Source organism: Streptomyces sp. NPDC026377, from assembly GCF_055567715.1.
In genome coordinates, this window is sequence record NZ_JBVHPV010000016.1 from 44878 (window position 1) to 62459 (window position 17582).

Consider the following 17582-nt stretch of genomic DNA (forward strand, 5'->3'; position numbering starts at 1 on the left):
AAGACGCGCAGGGCTTTAGCCGAATGGGGGCGTTCCAGTGGGCGGCAGTGGGGCTAGCGGTACGAGCGCCGGCAAGCGCCCCAACGAACAGCTGAGTTCGTGGTTCGTACGGAGCGGCTGGTCGAAGGGCGAGCTGGCGCGCCAGGTCAACCGACGGGCGCGCCAACTGGGCGCGCACCACATCAGCACGGACACCTCCCGGGTCCGGCGCTGGCTCGACGGCGAGATGCCGCGCGAGCCGATCCCGCGCATCCTCTCCGAGCTGTTCTCCGAGCGGTTCGGCAGCGTCGTGGCCGTGGAGGACCTCGGGCTGCGCACCGCACACCAGTCCCCGTCCGTCTCCGGCGTCGACCTGCCCTGGGCGGGCCCCCAGACCGTCTCCCTGCTCAGCGAGTACTCGCGCAGCGACCTGATGCTGGCCCGGCGCGGCTTCCTCGGCACCTCCCTGATGCTCTCGGCCGGCCCCGCCCTGATCGAGCCCATGCAGCGCTGGCTGGTGCCCGCGCCGCCCGGCGAGTCCGTCAACGTGGAGACCCCCGCCAACGCCCGGCGCCCCTCCCGGCTCTCCCCGCCCGAGCTCGACCTGCTGGAGACCACCACGGAGATGTTCCGCCAGTGGGACGCCCAGTGCGGCGGCGGACTGCGCCGCAAGGCCGTCGTCGGCCAGCTCCACGAGGTCACCGACCTCCTCCAGGAGCCCCAGCCCGAGGCCACCGCCCGCCGGCTGTTCCGGGTCGCGGCGGAACTCGCGGAACTGGCCGGATGGATGAGCTACGACGTGGGCCTCCAGCCCACCGCCCAGAAGTACTTCGTGCTCGCCCTGCACGCCGCCAAGGAGTGCGGCGACAAGCCCCTCGGGTCGTACATCCTGTCCTCGATGAGCCGCCAGATGATCCACCTCGGCCGCCCCGACGACGCCCTGGAACTCATCCACCTCGCCCAGTACGGCAGCCGCGACTGCGCCACCCCCCGCACCCAGGCGATGCTGTATGCGATGGAGGCGCGCGCGTACGCGAACATGGGCCAGCCCAGCAAGTGCAAGCGGGCCGTCCGGATGTCCGAGGACACCTTCGGCGACACCGGGCTCGACGGCGAGCCCGAGCCCGACTGGATCCAGTTCTTCTCCGAGGCCGAACTCAACGGGGAGAACGCCCACTCCTTCCGCGACCTCGCCTACGTGGCCGGCCGCAGCCCCACGTACGCGACGCTCGCCGAGCCCGTCATGGAGCGCGCGGTCGAGCTCTTCGCCAAGGACGAGATCCACCAACGGTCGTACGCGCTCAATCTCATCGGCATGGCCACCGTCCACCTCCTCAAGCGCGAGCCCGAACAGTCCACCGTGCTGGCCGGAGAGGCGTTGAAGATCGCCAAGACGGTCCGCTCCGAGCGGGTCAACACCCGGCTGCGCAAGACCGTCGACACCGCCGTGCGGGACTTCGGGGACGTGGCCGAGGTCATCCAGTTCACCGACCTCCTCGGCCGGGAGCTGCCCGAGACCGCGGAGGCCGTCTGACCGCCCCCCCGGGGCACCGCCACGGTGGCATACAGAACGCCGGCCGCGACGCCCATCCCGGCACACTCCGACTCGGCTCCCCCCGCCAGGTCAACCGGGAGACGTCGCGGCCGGTCACCCGTGAGCGTGCATGGCACGGGCGGCCGGCCCCCTGGGCGATGATCCGGCAGTTCATGTCCGCGTAACACGCCCGACCTCTTCGTCACGGCGGCGAAACATCGAGCGGCATCGACGGAAACCGCGCTGCGCCAACCTCATGGCGCATAACGGCCCACCCCTTCGCAGCCACTCGTTCGCCCCGCACGGGCCGCCGTACCGACGACGAGGAGACGCCGATGCCCCCAGGCATCACGCTCGCAGCCGACACGCCTCAGCTGTCCAGCGCCAACACCGGATTCATGCTGATCTGCTCAGCGCTGGTGATGCTCATGACCCCCGGCCTGGCCTTCTTCTACGGAGGCATGGTCCGCGTCAAGAGCACACTCAACATGCTGATGATGAGCTTCATCAGCCTCGGGATCGTGACGATCCTGTGGGTGCTGTACGGCTTCAGCCTCAGCTTCGGCGAGTCCAACGGCTTCGTCGGCTGGTCCAGGGACTACCTCGGGCTCAGCGGCATCGGCATCGTCCAGCTGTGGCCCGGCTACACCGTCCCGGTCTACGTCTTCGCGGTCTTCCAGCTGATGTTCGCGGTCATCACCCCGGCGCTGATCAGCGGCGCGCTCGCCGACCGCGTCAAGTTCAGCGCCTGGGCGCTGTTCATCACCCTGTGGGTCACGGCCGTCTACTTCCCGGTCGCGCACTGGGTGTGGGCCTCCGACGGCTGGCTCTTCAAGAAGGGCGTCATCGACTTCGCGGGCGGCACCGCCGTGCACATCAACGCCGGAGCCGCGGCCCTCGGCGTCATCCTCGTCATCGGCAAGCGCGTCGGCTTCAAGAAGGACCCGATGCGGCCGCACAGCCTGCCGCTGGTCATGCTCGGAGCCGGACTGCTGTGGTTCGGCTGGTTCGGCTTCAACGCCGGCTCCTGGCTCGGCAACGACGACGGCGTGGGCGCGGTGATGTTCGTCAACACCCAGGTCGCCACCGCCGCCGCCATGCTCGCCTGGCTCGGCTACGAGAAGCTGCGCCACGGCTCCTGCACCACCCTCGGCGCCGCCTCCGGCGCGGTCGCGGGCCTCGTCGCCATCACCCCCTCCGGCGGCTGCGTCAGCCCGCTCGGCGCGATCGCGGTCGGCGCCATCGCGGGTGTGCTGTGCGCCATGGCCGTCGGCCTCAAGTACCGCTTCGGCTACGACGACTCCCTCGACGTCGTCGGCGTCCACATGGTCGGCGGCATCGCCGGCTCCCTCCTCGTCGGCCTCTTCGCCACCGGCGGCGTACAGTCCGACGCCAAGGGCCTCTTCTACGGCGGCGGCCTGGACCAGCTCGGCAAGCAGGCCATCGGCGTCGGCGCGGTCCTCGGGTACTCGCTCGTCGTCTCCGCGGCCCTCGCCTTCGCGCTCGACAAGACGATGGGGATGCGGGTCGCCGAGGACGACGAGGTCTCGGGCATCGACCAGGTCGAGCACGCCGAGACGGCGTACGACTTCAGCGGGGCCGGCGGCGGCACCGCCGTGCGCACGCACGCCCCGGCCCCGAGCGAGAAGGCAGCGCAGAACAAGAAGGTGGACGCATGAAGCTGATCACCGCGGTCGTCAAGCCGCACCGCCTGGACGAGATCAAGGAAGCCCTCCAGGCCTTCGGGGTGCACGGCCTCACGGTCACCGAGGCCAGCGGATACGGCCGCCAGCGCGGCCACACCGAGGTCTACCGCGGCGCCGAGTACACCGTCGACCTCGTCCCCAAGATCCGCATCGAGGTGCTGGTCGAGGACGACGACGCCGAGCAGCTGATCGACGTCGTGGTCAAGGCCGCCAGGACCGGGAAGATCGGTGACGGCAAGGTGTGGAGCGTGCCGGTCGAGACGGCGGTGAGGGTCCGCACCGGCGAGCGCGGACCCGACGCCCTCTGAGCCGGCCCCCCGATTCGGTACGGACAGGAGCTGCCGGGTGACGAGCACAGACGTCAGCACAGACACAGAGGACTCCGGATCCGGCGGCTACGCGGCGGCCCGGCTGCGCCTCCTCCAGCAGGAGGCGCGGTCCGGGCCGCCGCGCCGTGCCGCCCTGGCCCGGCTCACCGACGACTGGCTGGCCCAGCTCTTCACCGGCGCCGCCCGTGCGGCCGGGGTGCGCGGCGCCGCCCTGCTGGCCGTCGGCGGCTACGGACGCGGCGAGCTGTCGCCCCGCAGCGACCTCGACCTGGTGCTCGTCCACGACGGCAGCGCGAGCGCGAGCGCCGTCTCCGCGCTCGCCGACGGCCTCTGGTACCCGGTCTGGGACCTGGGCCTGGCCCTGGACCACTCCGTCCGCACCCCCGCCGAGGCGCGCAGGGCCGCGGGCGCCGACCTCAAGGTCCACCTCGGCCTGCTCGACGCCCGCCATCTGGCCGGTGAGCAGAGCCTGACGGCCGCCCTGCGCACCACCGTCCTCGCCGACTGGCGCAACCTCGCGCCCAGACGGCTGCCCGAACTCGACGCGCTCTGCCGCGAGCGGCATGAGCGCCAGGGCGAGCTGCAGTTCCTGCTCGAACCCGACCTCAAGGAGGCGCGCGGCGGGCTGCGGGACGCCACCGCCCTGCGCGCGGTCGCCGCGTCCTGGCTCGCGGACGCGCCCCGCGAGGGCCTGGACGAGGCCCGGCGGCGCCTCCTGGACGTCCGCGACGCGCTGCACCTGGTCACCGGCCGGGCCACCGACCGCCTCGCCCTCCAGGAGCAGGACGCGGTCGCCGACGCGCTCGGCGTGCTGGACGCGGACGTGCTGCTGCGGCAGGTGTACGAGGCCGCGCGGACCATCGCGTACGCCAGTGACGTCACCTGGCGCGAGGTCGGGCGGGTCCTGCGCGCCCGCTCGGCCCGGCCCCGGCTGCGGAGCCTGCTCGGCGGGCGCACGGCCGCCCCCCAGCGGACCCCGCTCGCCGAAGGGGTGGTCGAGCAGGACGGGGAGGTGGTGCTCGCGCTCGCCGCGAAGCCCGAACGGGACCCGGTCCTTCCGCTGCGGGCCGCCGCGGCCGCCGCCCGCTCCGGGCTGCCGCTCTCGCTGCACGCGGTACGCCGGCTCGCCGCCGCGGTCCGGCCGCTGCCGGTGCCCTGGCCCGCCGAGGCCCGCGAGGAGCTGGTGACGCTGCTGGGCGCCGGCGAGTCCACCGTGCCCGTCTGGGAGGCGCTGGAGGCCGAGGGCCTGATCACCCGGCTGCTGCCCGACTGGGAGCGGGTGCGCTGCCGCCCGCAGCGCAACGCCGTGCACACCTGGACCGTAGACCGCCACCTGGTGGAGACCGCCGTACGGGCCTCCTCGCTCACCCGCCGCGTCCACCGGCCCGACCTGCTGCTCGTGGCGGCCCTGCTCCACGACATCGGCAAGGGCTGGCCCAGCGACCACAGCGTGGCGGGCGAGGTCATCGCGCGCGACGTGGCCGCCCGGATCGGCTTCGACAAGGACGACGTGGCCGTGATCGCCGCGCTCGTCCGCCACCACCTGCTGCTCGTCGAGACGGCGACCCGGCGCGATCTGGACGACCCCGTGACGGTACGGGCGGTGGCCGACGCGGTCGGTACCTCCTCCACGCTGGAACTCCTGCACGCGCTCACCGAGGCGGACGCGCTGGCCACGGGGCCCGCTGCCTGGTCCGCCTGGCGCGGCTCGCTCGTGGCGGAGCTGGTGAAGCGGGTGGGGGCGGTCCTGGCGGGGGAGCCGGTGGACCCCGAGCCGCCCCTCACCACGGCCGAGCAGGAGCGGCTCGCGATGGAGGCGCACCGCACGCGCGGGCCGGTCCTCGCGCTGCGCGCCCACCCGGAGGAGCCGGCCGACGACAGCGCCCGCGAGCCGCTCGGCGTCGAGCTGCTCATCGCGGTCCCGGACCAGTCCGGGGTGCTTCCGGCGGTGGCGGGCGTGCTGGCGATGCACCGCCTGACCGTACGGACTGCCGAGCTGCGGGCGATCGAGCTGCCCGATCCCCTGGCCGGGGACATTCTTCTGCTGCAGTGGCGGGTGGCGGCCGAGTACGGCTCGCTCCCGCAGGCGGCCCGGCTCCGCGCCGACCTGGTGCGCGCCCTGGACGGCTCCCTGGACCTCCCGGCCCGCCTCGCCGAACGCGAGGCGGCCCGCCGCCGTGGCCCGGCCGCGCCCCCGCCCCGCGTCACGGTCGCCCCGGCGGCGTCCCGCCTGGCCACGGTGATCGAGGTCCGCGCCCAGGACGCGCCGGGCCTGCTGCACCGGATCGGCCGCGAACTGGACCGTGCGGGGGTACGGGTGCGCAGCGCCCACGTCTCGACGCTGGGGGCGAACGCGGTGGACGCGTTCTATGTGACGGACGGGGGAGGGGAGCCGCTGGGGGTGGAGGTGGCGGTGGGGGTGGCGCGGGGGGTGGAGCGGGCGCTGCATCCCACGGGGGGTTAGCCCCCCACCCCGCCCCTTCCCTGAACCCTCCGGGGGTGGGTGGGGGCTGAACTGGATCTTCCCGGGGCCCCCGGCGGGGCCTGCGGCCCCCGCACCCCGCTGGGGGCCGCGCCCCTGCCCCGCGAGGGCGGCTGCGCTTCTGGGCCCCACGAGGGGGCTGCGCCCCTGAGCCCGTTACGGGGCTCCGCCCCGGACCCCGCTCCTCAAACGCCGTCGGGGCTGAATCGCTCCGGGCCGCGCCTCCGAAGACGCAGCGGCCGGAAGTACCCAAGGGGCGCGGGGAACTGCGCGACTGGCCGCCCAGCGGTCCGCAGACGAACACCGGGCACTCCAGGGGCGCGGGCCAGGGGTTTGGGGGCGTAGCCCCCGGCCGGCTGCCTCCACCCCCACTCGCCCCCCCGGGGTAAAGGGAACGGGGCGGGGTGGGGAAAACCTCTCCCGGGATACCCTGGGGGGCGTTCACCCGACCGCCCTACGAGCCGAGGATCCGCGACCACCGTGTTCGACACCCTCTCCGACCGCCTCAGCGCGACATTCAAGAACCTCCGGGGCAAGGGCCGCCTGTCCGAGGCGGACATCGACGCCACGGCACGCGAGATCCGTATCGCCCTGCTCGAGGCCGATGTCGCCCTGCCCGTCGTCCGCGCCTTCATCAAGCAGGTCAAAGAGCGCGCGTCCGGCGCCGAGGTCTCCCAGGCGCTCAACCCCGCCCAGCAGGTCGTCAAGATCGTCAACGAGGAGCTCATCACCATCCTCGGTGGTGAGACCCGCCGGCTGCGGTTCGCCAAGACCGCCCCGACGGTCATCATGCTCGCCGGCCTCCAGGGCGCCGGTAAGACGACGCTCGCCGGAAAGCTCGGCCACTGGCTGAAGGGCCAGGGCCACGCGCCCCTGCTCGTCGCCTGTGACCTCCAGCGCCCGAACGCCGTCAACCAGCTCTCCGTCGTCGCCGAGCGCGCCGGCGTCGCCGTCTACGCGCCGGAGCCCGGCAACGGTGTGGGCGACCCGGTCAAGGTCGCCCAGGACTCCATCGAGTACGCCCGGTCGAAGCAGTACGACGTGGTCGTCGTCGACACCGCCGGCCGCCTCGGCATCGACCAGGAGATGATGCGGCAGGCCGCGGACATCCGCGACGCCGTCAAGCCCGACGAGATCCTCTTCGTCGTCGACGCCATGATCGGCCAGGACGCGGTCAACACCGCCGAGGCCTTCCGCGACGGCGTCGGCTTCGACGGCGTGGTGCTCTCCAAGCTCGACGGCGACGCCCGCGGCGGCGCCGCGCTCTCCATCGCGCACGTCACCGGCAAGCAGATCATGTTCGCCTCCAACGGCGAGAAGCTCGACGACTTCGACGCGTTCCACCCGGACCGCATGGCGTCGCGCATCCTCGACATGGGTGACCTGCTCACCCTGATCGAGCAGGCGGAGAAGACGTTCAGCCAAGAAGAGGCCGAGAAGATGGCCTCCAAGCTGGCGTCGAAGAAGGGCCAGGACTTCACGCTCGACGACTTCCTGGCGCAGATGGAGCAGGTCCGCAAGATGGGCTCCATCTCCAAGCTGCTCGGCATGCTGCCCGGCATGGGGCAGATCAAGGACCAGATCAACAACATCGACGAGCGCGACGTCGACCGCACCGCCGCGATCATCAAGTCGATGACCCCGGGTGAGCGCCACGACCCCACCATCCTCAACGGCTCGCGCCGCGCCCGTATCGCCAAGGGCTCCGGTGTCGAGGTCAGCGCGGTCAAGAACCTCGTCGAGCGGTTCTTCGAGGCCCGCAAGATGATGTCGCGGATGGCCCAGGGCGGCGGCATGCCGGGTATGCCCGGTATCCCGGGCATGGGCGGCGGTCCCGGCCGGCAGAAGAAGCAGCAGAAGCAGGCCAAGGGCAAGCGCAAGAGCGGCAACCCGCTGAAGCGCAAGGCCGAGGAAGAGGCCGCTGCCGCCCGCCGCGAGCAGGGTCCCCAGGCCCTGCCCGGCGCCGCGCAGGTCCCGCAGGACTTCGAACTGCCCGACGCCTTCAAGAAGTTCATGGGCTGACCGGCGGGTCCACCCCGCCCGTACCTCCCGCTGAGGACACGTACCTCCTGATGAGGGCTCGTACCTTCTGACCAGGACTCGTACATCCTTATAAGGAAGAGAGAGGGTCCGCTGCCCCGTGGCAGCGGGCCCTCTCGCGTTCCCCGGCCCCTTCGGCCCACCCGGAATGCCCCCCTCCGCCCGCTCTTCGATAATCGCCGTACCGGCCCAAGGAGAGCAGTGTGCCCAGTCCCGTCCCCCCACGAGATCGCACCGATCAGCCGTGGCGCTCCGAGGGCGCGCCCCCGCCGCCCCCGCCGAAACGCAAGATGCCCGGAGGCTGGGGCGGCCTCGTCCTCACCGCGCTCGTCGTCTACCTGATCACCAATCTGATCCTCTCGTTCTTCGACGAGGCCAACGAGCCGACGCTGTCGTACACCGAATTCAGCAGGCAGGTCGCCGCCGGCAACGTGGAGAAGATCTACTCCAAGGGCGACGCCATCCAGGGCCAGCTCAAGAGCTCCCAGAAGGAGCCCGGCGGCAGCGACACGTACACGAAGTTCACCACCCAGCGCCCCACCTTCGCCGACGACGACCTGTGGGCGCAGCTGACCAAGCAGAAGGTCACCGTCACCGCCCAGCCGGTCGTCGAGCACCGCAGCTTCCTGGCCAACCTGCTGATCTCGCTCGCCCCGATGCTCCTGCTCGTCGTGCTGTGGCTGTTCGTCGCGCGGCGGATGAGCGCCCGGATGGGCGGCGGGATGCTGGGCCGCAAGGCGCCGCCCAAACCGGTCGAGGTGACCGAGGACAAGCGCACCACGTTCGAGGACGTGGCGGGCATCGACGAGGTCGAGGGTGAGCTCAACGACGTCGTCGACTTCCTCAAGAACCCCGCCGCGTACCGGAAGATGGGCGCCCGCATGCCCGGCGGCGTCCTGCTCGCGGGCCCGCCCGGCACCGGCAAGACCCTGCTCGCGCGGGCCGTGGCGGGCGAGGCGGGAGTGCCGTTCTTCTCCGCCTCGGCGTCCGAGTTCATCGAGATGATCGTGGGCGTGGGGGCCTCGCGGGTGCGCGAACTGTTCGCCGAGGCACGCAAGGTGGCCCCCGCCATCATCTTCATCGACGAGATCGACACCATCGGACGGGCACGCGGCGCCGGAGCCGGAATGGGCGGCCACGACGAGCGCGAGCAGACGCTCAACCAGATCCTCACCGAGATGGACGGCTTCTCGGGATCCGAGGGCGTCGTCGTCATCGCCGCCACCAACCGGGCCGACGTCCTGGACCCGGCGCTCACCCGGCCCGGCAGATTCGACCGGATCGTGCAGGTCAGCCCGCCCGACCGGGGCGGCCGCGAAGCCATTCTGAAGATCCACACCCGGGAGATCCCGATGGCCGGGGACGTGGACCTCGCCCAGCTGGCCCGCACCACCCCCGGCATGACCGGCGCCGAACTCGCCAACCTCGCCAACGAGGCCGCCCTGCTCGCCGTCAAGCGCCGCCAGAGCGAGGTCACGCGGTCGGACCTCTCCGACGCCCTGGAGAAGGTCCAGCTCGGCGCGGAACGGCCGCTGGTGATGCCCGAGGAGGAGCGCCGCCGCACCGCCTACCACGAGAGCGGCCACGCCCTGCTCGGCATGCTCCAGCCCGGCGCCGACCCCGTCCGCAAGATCACCATCGTGCCCCGGGGGCGGGCGCTCGGCGTGACGCTGTCCGCCCCGGACGCCGACAAGTACGCGTACACCGAGGACTATCTGCGCGGCCGCATCATCGGCGCGCTCGGCGGGATGGCGGCCGAGCACATCGTCTTCGACGTGATCACCACCGGCGCCGAGAACGACCTCGAGCAGGTCACCAACCTGGCCCGCGGCATGGTCGCCCGGTGGGGCATGAGCAAGAAGATCGGCCCCCTCACCGCCCTGCCCGGCGACTCCCAGCAGGCGTACGGGCTCGCCGCCGCCCCCGAGACCCTGGACACCATCGCCACCGAGATGCGCCGCATCGTCGACGAGTGCTACGCCGAGGCGTGCCGGCTGCTGCGCGAGCACCGGCCCCGACTGGACGCGCTCGCCGAGGCGCTGCTGAAGAACGAGACGCTGGAGGAGGAGGCCGCCTACCGCGCGGCGGGCATCGCGCGCGCGGCCGGGGCCGGCACCTGAACGCCCCGGGGCCTCACGGCGTACGGGCGATCAGATAGCGGAACACGTTCGGCATCCACACCGTGCCGTCCCCGCGCAGATGCGGATGCAGCGCCTCCGTCAGCTCCTTCTCGACCTGGACCTGGTCGGTGGCCCGGGCCGCCGCGTCGAACAGGCCCGTCGAGAGCAGCCCGCGCACCGCGCTGTCGATGTCCGCGTAGCCGAAGGGGCACGCCACCCGGCCCGACCCGTCGGGCCGCAGACCGGCCCGGGAGGCCAGATCCTCCAGATCGTCGCGCAGACTCGGCCGCCAGCGCGGGGAGTCGGTGAGCCGGGCCGCCACCCGCAGCACGCCCGAGGTCGCACACCGCTCCGGCGGACCCCAGCCCGCCAGCACCACCGCGCCACCGCGCTCGGCGAGCCCCACCACGGCCTCCAGCGCCGGCCCGAGGCCGTCCGCGTCGCCCGCCGCACAGCCCACCGGCTCGAACGCCGTCACCAGGTCGTAGCGGGCCGCGGACGGATCGGCCGCGATGTCCGGCCCGCCCTCCAGGAGGCGGGCCCCGCCGGACCCCCACACCCCCTCCGGGCGCAGCCGCTCACGGGCCAGCGCGAGCCGCTCCGGCCGGGTGTCGACACCCGTCACGCGCGCGCCGCGCGCGGCCGCCATCAACAGGGCCAGCCCGGAGCCGCAGCCCAGACCGAGCAGCCGGGTGGCGGCTCCCACCTCCAGCCGCTCGTACACCGCTTCGTAGAGCGGTACCAGCATCCGCTCCTGGATCTCCGCCCAGTCGCGCGCGCGGGCATGCGCCTGCGCGGGCGGGGCCGAGGCCGTGGGGGACTGGTGCCGGACGAGCGTGGGTGTCATGGAAAGCGCCCCAATCCGCAGAAGAGGTTAGCTGTGCGCTGATGGAAAGCCCCCGTGCACGTGCGGTCGCACTCCCCCCGTATGCCAGGGAACTCCGCATCCGCCATCCCGTCCAGAGGGAGGGCGATTCACGTTCGGGGCCACCGGGCCCGTACCATTCGCGCCATGGCAAAGGCACCCGTTCTCACGCCCCAGGCGGAAGACTTCCCCCGCTGGTACCAGGATCTGATCAACAAGGCCGAGCTCGCGGACAACGGTCCCGTGCGCGGCACCATGGTGATCCGACCGTACGGCTACGGCCTGTGGGAGCGGATGCAGCAGGAGATGGACGCACGCATCAAGGACGCCGGCGCCCAGAACGCGTACTTCCCGCTGTTCATCCCCCAGTCTTACCTGACTCGCGAGGCTGAGCACGTCGAGGGCTTCGCGCCCGAGCTCGCGGTGGTCACGCACGGTGGCGGCAAGGAGCTCGAAGAGCCCGTCGTGGTGCGCCCCACCTCCGAGACGATCATCAACGACTACTTCTCCAAGTGGGTGCAGAGCTACCGCGACCTGCCCCTGCTCATCAACCAGTGGGCCAACGTGGTCCGTTGGGAGATGCGTCCGCGCGTCTTCCTCCGTACGAGTGAGTTCCTCTGGCAGGAGGGCCACACCGCCCACGCCTCCTACGAGGACGCCCGCGACTACGCGGCCCGCATCCACAAGGACGTCTACGCCGACTTCATGGTCAACGTCCTGGGCATCGACGTCGTCCTGGGCCGCAAGACGGCCAAGGAGCGGTTCGCCGGCGCCATCAACACCCTCACGCTCGAAGGCATGATGGGCGACGGCAAGGCCCTGCAGCTGGGCACCAGCCACGAGCTCGGCACCAACTTCGCCAAGGCCTTCAACACCCAGTACCTGTCCAAGGAGGGCAAGCAGGAGCTGGTCTGGCAGACCTCGTGGGGCGTCTCCACCCGCATGGTCGGCGGTCTGATCATGTCGCACGGCGACGACAACGGCCTGCGGGTGCCGCCGCGCCTGGCGCACGTCCAGGTCGTCGTCATGGCGATCAAGGGCGACGAGGCCGTCGCCAAGGTCCGCGAGATCGGCGCCCGCCTCAAGGCGCTCGGCATCCGCGTCCAGGTCGACGACCGTGTGGACACCCCCTTCGGCCGCCGCGCGGTCGACTGGGAGCTCAAGGGCGTGCCCGTACGCGTGGAGATCGGCCCGCGCGACCTGGAGGCCGGCACCGCGATGCTCGCCCGCCGCATCCCCGGCGGCAAGGAGCCCGTCTCCATCGACGCGCTCGGCGACCTGCTGCCCGCGGTCCTGGAGGAGGACCAGGCGCAGCTGCTGCGCGAGTCCCGCGAGCGCCGCGAGGCCCGCACCAGCGACGTGACCACCCTCGAAGAGGCCGCCGAGGCGGCCACCGCGGGCGGCTGGGCGCGCATCCCCTGGGCCACGCTCGGCGCCGAGGGCGAGGCCAAGCTCGCCGAACAGGCCGTCTCCGTACGGTGTCTGGTCGCCGAGGACGGGTCGGTCCCCGAGACCGACGACGCACCCGGTACCGTCGCCATCGTCGCCCGCTCCTACTGAGTCGCTCCCGCGGAGCCGCTCTCACGGACCGTTCTCACGGAACGGCGCGCGGCCTGTTCCGGTCGGCCGAAAACGCCTCTTGCGTACCGGCCGGTTCCTGGAATCCCGGCGTGTGGACATCATCTACGCGCCGGGGCGTACGCGCCGCTACGTACTACCTTGGTGCGAGCTGTGAGGCTTCTGGGCAGATCAGCGCACCCGCCCTCGTCCGGACGCATCAACGGCAACTGACGGGTACGTGCAAATTATTTGGGATGCCCCGGAATAGGAACACCGGGGCACTCCGGCTCGTTGTCACGACGTGAGCACGACACCACCTGTTCTCGCCGCAGAGCTGGCGCAGGCGTGGGCCGACATTCAGCGGTACCACCCCGAGCTGCCTGACCTTGCCGCGCCCGAGTCCCTGATCGGAGAGTCGTCGTCCGCCTGCGGCGCCGAGCTCTCCTTCGAGCGACTGCTCCACGAAGCAGTCCACGGCATTGCCGCCGCCCGGGGTGTCCGCGACACATCCCGGGCCGGGCGGTACCACAACCGCAGATTCCTGGCGATCGCCGAGGAGCTCGGCCTCGACCATCCCGAGGAGCCGCACCCCAGCAGCGGCTTCTCCCTGGTCGCGCTGAATCCCGAGGCCAGGCGCCGCTACCGGCCCACCATCGAGCGGCTGCAGCGGGCCCTCAAGGCGCACACCGTGGCCACCGCCGCCGACACCAAGCGCTCCTTCCGGGGCCCGGCCGCACGGCACGGCTCCTCGGGCGGCGGCGTCCGCGTCAAGGCCGTCTGCGACTGCGGCCGCAACGTGCGCGTCGTCCCCTCCGTGCTCGCCCAGGCGCCGATCGTCTGCGGCGGCTGCGGCAAGCCCTTCCGCATCCCCGAGGTCGTGGCCGCGGCGAGCTGACCCCGGACCGGCCGCCCGACGGGGGCGGCGCGGGCCGGAAGGCGCGGACACACACCGTGCGCCGCCCGGGGGTGCCCCACGGACCCCCGGCGTGCCCGGCGCCGGCGTGTGGCACAATGGACAGCTGTACTCGACAGCCGCACAGGAACCCTCTCGCCTCCGGCTGACGCGTCCATCGGGCACTTTGAGTACCGCAACCCCACGTGGCATCCCGTTGTGCCCAACCACGTCAAGACCAGGAGACACCACTCCAGTGGCAGTCAAGATCAAGCTCAAGCGCCTCGGCAAGATTCGCCAGCCGCACTACCGCATCGTCGTCGCCGACGCCCGCACCCGTCGTGACGGTCGCGCGATCGAAGAGATCGGTATCTACCACCCGACGTACAACCCGTCGCGCATCGAGGTCAACGCCGAGCGTGCGCAGTACTGGCTGTCGGTCGGCGCCCAGCCCACCGAGGCTGTCCTCGCCATCCTGAAGCTCACCGGTGACTGGCAGGCGCACAAGGGCCTCCCGGCCCCCGCGCCGCTGCTGCAGCCGGAGACGAAGGAGAGCAAGCGCCGCTCCTTCGACGAGTTCGCCAAGGCTCTCGAGGGCGACGACACCAAGGGTGAGGCCATCACCCCCAAGGCCAAGAAGGCTGACAAGAAGGCGGACGAGGCTCCGGCCGACGCCGCCGAGTCGACCGAGGCCTGAGCATGCTCGAGGAGGCTCTTGAGCACCTCGTGAAGGGCATCGTCGACAACCCCGACGACGTGCAGGTCGCCTCGCGCGCCCTGCGCAAGGGGCGCGTGCTGGAGGTCCGGGTCCACCCCGACGACCTCGGCAAGGTGATCGGCCGCAACGGCCGCACCGCCCGCGCCCTGCGTACCGTCGTGGGCGCCATCGGTGGCCGTGGTATCCGCGTCGACCTCGTCGACGTGGACCAGGTCCACTGACAAAGTTGGTTGTTTTATCAGATGCGCCGGCTCGGGCCGGGGAGGGCCACGCGGCCTCCCCGGCCCGCAGTCGTCTGTGCGGCCGCGGTCGCCGTGCGGACGCGGTCACCGAGAACGCCGCACCACCAAGAACGCCGCAGCACCGAAAAGCCGTAGTCCCCGAAAAAGCCGTAGTCACCGAAAAGCCGTAGGCATCCGACAGGAAAGTTGAACGACGTGCAGCTGGTAGTCGCGCGGATCGGCCGCGCCCACGGCATCAAGGGCGAGGTCACCGTGGAGGTGCGCACCGACGAGCCGGAGCTGCGGCTCGCCCCCGGTGCCGTACTGGCCACCGACCCGGCCTCCACCGGACCGCTCACCATCGAGACCGGCCGCGTCCACAGCGGCCGCCTGCTGCTGCGCTTCGAGGGCGTACGCGACCGGACCGCCGCCGAGGCCCTGCGCAACACGCTGCTCATCGCCGACGTCGACCCCGACGAGCGCCCCGACGAGGACGACGAGTACTACGACCACCAGCTCATCGACCTCGACGTGGTCCTCACCGACGGCACCGAGGTCGGCCGGATCACCGAGATCTCGCACCTGCCGTCCCAGGACCTGTTCATCGTGGAGCGGCCCGACGGCACCGAGGTCATGATCCCGTTCGTCGAGGAGATCGTCACCGAGATCGACCTGGACGAGCAGCGCGCGGTCATCGACCCGCCCCCCGGCCTGATCGACGACCGCGCCGAGATCGCCTCCGGCCGGGACGAGGCCGACGAGGACGGGGCGGACGACGGCACCGGGACCGACGGGGACGAGACCGACGGGACCCGGAACTGATGCGGCTCGACGTCGTCACGATCTTCCCCGAGTACCTGGAACCGCTGAACGTCTCCCTCGTCGGCAAGGCACGCGCGCGTGGACAGCTCGACGTCCACGTGCGCGATCTGCGGGAGTGGACCCGCGACCGGCACAACACGGTCGACGACACCCCCTACGGCGGTGGCCCCGGCATGGTCATGAAGACCGACCCCTGGGGCGCCTGCCTCGACGACGCCCTGGCCGACGGCTACGAGGCGGGAGCGCACGGTCCCGTCATGATCGTCCCCACCCCCAGCGGACGGCCCTTCACCCAGGAACTCGCCGTCGAGCTCTCCCGCAAGCCGTGGCTGATCTTCACGCCCGCGCGCTACGAGGGCATCGACCGCCGCGTCATGGACGAGTACGCCACCCGCATCCCGGTGTACGAGGTCTCCATCGGCGACTACGTCCTCGCGGGCGGGGAAGCCGCCGTCCTGGTCGTCACCGAGGCGGTGGCCCGGCTGCTGCCCGGCGTCCTCGGCAACGCCGAGTCCCACCGCGACGACTCCTTCGCCCCCGGCGCCATGGCCAACCTCCTCGAAGGGCCGGTCTACACCAAGCCCCCCGAGTGGCGCGGACGCGGCATCCCGGACGTCCTGCTCAGCGGCCACCACGGCAGGATCGCCCGCTGGCGCCGGGACGAGGCGCTGCGCCGCACCGCCGAGAACCGGCCCGACCTGATCGAGCGCTGCGACCCCGCCGCCTTCGACAAGAAGGACCGCGAGGTGCTGTCCATCCTCGGCTGGGCCCCCGAGCCCGGCGGCCGATTTTGGCGCAGGCCGCAGGACGTGGAAGAATAAGCCGCTGCTGTACGCCCGGCCCATGCCCCTGCCACAGGGGGAAGGGCAAAGCGTTCCCCGCGCACGCGGGAGTCGCCCCACGGCGGTCCGGTCGCGGACAGCACCTCGAACCCCATCACGTATTCCGCTGATGACCTGTGGCATCGGCGAGGAAGCAGAAGAACATGGCCAGCCTGCTCGACTCCGTCAACGCCGCGACGCTGCGCAGCGACGTCCCCGCCTTCCGCCCGGGTGACACCGTCAACGTCCACGTCCGCGTGATCGAGGGCAACCGCTCCCGTATCCAGCAGTTCAAGGGCGTTGTCATCCGCCGCCAGGGCGCCGGCGTCTCCGAGACCTTCACGGTCCGCAAGGTCTCCTTCTCCGTCGGCGTCGAGCGCACCTTCCCGGTGAACTCCCCGATCTTCGAGAAGATCGAGCTCGTCACCCGCGGTGACGTCCGCCGCGCGAAGCTGTACTACCTGCGCGAGCTTCGCGGCAAGGCCGCGAAGATCAAGGAGAAGCGCGACAACTGAGCTCCGGCTCGGCGGTGAGCTGCGGCCCACCACGCGCGCGTACGGGTCCACAGGACGGGCGGATAGGCTCAGCCCCCGATGGACACCGAAGCACAGCACACGGAGCGCGACCTCCCCTCCACCCCTCAGCCGGGGCCGGAGCGGAGGTCGCGCTCCGCGCGTTTTCCCGCCCTCGCCGGCCACCTGGAAGGGCCCTGGCGCAAGAGCGCCGCCCTGCTCGCCGTGTGCCTGCTCTTCCTGCTGCTGCTCAGCCACTTCGTCATGCAGCCCTTCCTGATCCCCAGCGGCTCGATGGAGCCCACCCTGAAGGTGGGCGACCGGGTCATGGTCAACAAGCTGGCGTACCGGTTCGGCGGCCGTCCGGCCCGCGGTGACGTCGTCGTCTTCGACGGCCGCGGCTCGTTCACGGACGAGCCCCCCGAGGGGAACCCGGTGGGCAGGGCCCTTCGTTCAGCGGTGGCGGCCCTGGGCCTGAGGGAACCGGCCGGGAACGTGTACGTGAAGCGGGTCGTCGGAGTCGGCGGGGACCGGATCGTGTGCTGCGACAAGGGCGGGAGGGTCCAGGTGAACGGGACACCGGTGACCGAGGAGTACGTGCATCCGGGCGACGCACCCTCCCAGGTGCCGTTCGACATCGTGGTGCCCGACGGCACGCTGTTCGTCCTGGGCGACCACCGCTCGCGCTCCAGCGACTCCCGCGACCACCTGGGCTCCCCGGGCGGCGGCATGGTGCCGGTGGACCACGTGGTGGGCCGGGTCGACTGGATCGGCTGGCCGCTCGGCCGCTGGTCGGGAGTCGACGGCTCCGGCGCCTTCGCGCGCGTGCCCGCAGCGGGCGGCGCCCATGGGTAGCCGTGGGCGCCCGCGCTCGGCGCCCCGCCCGGCGGACGAGCCCCTGCCCACCGGCACGCGGCCGACCTCGCGCGCGGGGGCACGCTCGGCCCGGGGCGGCGCGGGGCGCGGTGACCTGCCGGGCGC

Annotated in this window: 15 protein-coding genes; 14 read left to right on the forward strand and 1 reads right to left on the reverse strand. The window is 72.0% G+C overall.

Translation table 11 applies throughout. The features are described 5' to 3' along the window. Nucleotides 1-37: 37 nt before the first annotated feature. From nsdA to ftsH, 6 genes are all read left to right on the forward strand, one after another. Complete coding sequence (gene nsdA / locus ACZ4MU_RS27675; RefSeq protein ID WP_467881708.1) at nucleotides 38-1513, forward strand: transcriptional repressor NsdA; 1476 nt, start codon at nucleotides 38-40, stop codon at nucleotides 1511-1513. 335 nt (nucleotides 1514-1848) lie between these two features. Next, nucleotides 1849-3192 (forward strand): ammonium transporter, encoded by a 1344-nt coding sequence (locus ACZ4MU_RS27680; RefSeq protein WP_467881710.1) that lies wholly within the window; start codon nucleotides 1849-1851, stop codon nucleotides 3190-3192. Further along, nucleotides 3189-3527 (forward strand): P-II family nitrogen regulator, encoded by a 339-nt coding sequence (locus tag ACZ4MU_RS27685; protein WP_004924863.1) that lies wholly within the window; start codon nucleotides 3189-3191, stop codon nucleotides 3525-3527. The genes ACZ4MU_RS27680 and ACZ4MU_RS27685 overlap by 4 nt, the downstream gene beginning before the upstream one ends. A 37-nt stretch (nucleotides 3528-3564) precedes the next feature. Then, entirely contained in the window at nucleotides 3565-6012 is a 2448-nt protein-coding gene (locus ACZ4MU_RS27690) for a [protein-PII] uridylyltransferase (protein ID WP_467881712.1), read from the forward strand. Between the two features lie 498 nt (nucleotides 6013-6510). After that, nucleotides 6511-8052 (forward strand): signal recognition particle protein, encoded by a 1542-nt coding sequence (ffh, locus tag ACZ4MU_RS27695; protein WP_467881714.1) that lies wholly within the window; start codon nucleotides 6511-6513, stop codon nucleotides 8050-8052. Between the two features lie 221 nt (nucleotides 8053-8273). Beyond that, nucleotides 8274-10190: an ATP-dependent zinc metalloprotease FtsH gene (ftsH, locus tag ACZ4MU_RS27700; protein ID WP_467881716.1), complete on the forward strand. Its 1917-nt coding sequence runs from the start codon at nucleotides 8274-8276 to the stop codon at nucleotides 10188-10190. A 13-nt stretch (nucleotides 10191-10203) separates the two neighbouring features. Here the strand turns inward: ftsH and ACZ4MU_RS27705 are convergent, their stop codons facing one another. Next, nucleotides 10204-11037, reverse strand: coding sequence for a methyltransferase domain-containing protein (locus tag ACZ4MU_RS27705; RefSeq protein WP_467881718.1), 834 nt, complete (start codon nucleotides 11035-11037; stop codon nucleotides 10204-10206). A gap of 165 nt (nucleotides 11038-11202) precedes the next feature. Between ACZ4MU_RS27705 and proS the strand changes: the two genes are divergently transcribed. The 8 genes from proS to lepB all read left to right on the forward strand — a co-directional run bounded on the left by proS (nucleotide 11203) and on the right by lepB (nucleotide 17456). Next, complete coding sequence (proS, locus tag ACZ4MU_RS27710) at nucleotides 11203-12615, forward strand: proline--tRNA ligase (RefSeq protein ID WP_467881720.1); 1413 nt, start codon at nucleotides 11203-11205, stop codon at nucleotides 12613-12615. Between the two features lie 301 nt (nucleotides 12616-12916). Further along, on the forward strand, nucleotides 12917-13510 hold the full coding sequence (locus ACZ4MU_RS27715; protein WP_101390352.1) for a hypothetical protein: 594 nt from the start codon (nucleotides 12917-12919) through the stop codon (nucleotides 13508-13510). A 253-nt stretch (nucleotides 13511-13763) separates the two neighbouring features. After that, complete coding sequence (rpsP, locus tag ACZ4MU_RS27720; RefSeq protein WP_358835125.1) at nucleotides 13764-14204, forward strand: 30S ribosomal protein S16; 441 nt, start codon at nucleotides 13764-13766, stop codon at nucleotides 14202-14204. A gap of 2 nt (nucleotides 14205-14206) precedes the next feature. Beyond that, a complete protein-coding gene (locus ACZ4MU_RS27725; protein ID WP_358835126.1) occupies nucleotides 14207-14446 on the forward strand; it encodes an RNA-binding protein in 240 nt (79 codons plus the stop codon). A 216-nt stretch (nucleotides 14447-14662) separates the two neighbouring features. Further along, entirely contained in the window at nucleotides 14663-15268 is a 606-nt protein-coding gene (gene rimM / locus ACZ4MU_RS27730; protein ID WP_467881723.1) for a ribosome maturation factor RimM, read from the forward strand. Continuing rightward, entirely contained in the window at nucleotides 15268-16089 is an 822-nt protein-coding gene (gene trmD / locus ACZ4MU_RS27735; protein WP_467881725.1) for a tRNA (guanosine(37)-N1)-methyltransferase TrmD, read from the forward strand. Before rimM ends, trmD begins: the two co-directional genes overlap by 1 nt. 164 nt (nucleotides 16090-16253) lie before the next feature. After that, nucleotides 16254-16604: a 50S ribosomal protein L19 gene (rplS, locus tag ACZ4MU_RS27740; RefSeq protein ID WP_358835129.1), complete on the forward strand. Its 351-nt coding sequence runs from the start codon at nucleotides 16254-16256 to the stop codon at nucleotides 16602-16604. A gap of 78 nt (nucleotides 16605-16682) precedes the next feature. Further along, nucleotides 16683-17456 carry a signal peptidase I gene (gene lepB, locus ACZ4MU_RS27745; protein WP_467881728.1) on the forward strand — a complete coding sequence of 258 codons (774 nt, stop codon included), beginning with the start codon at nucleotides 16683-16685 and terminating at the stop codon, nucleotides 17454-17456. The last annotated feature ends 126 nt before the right edge of the window (nucleotides 17457-17582 follow it).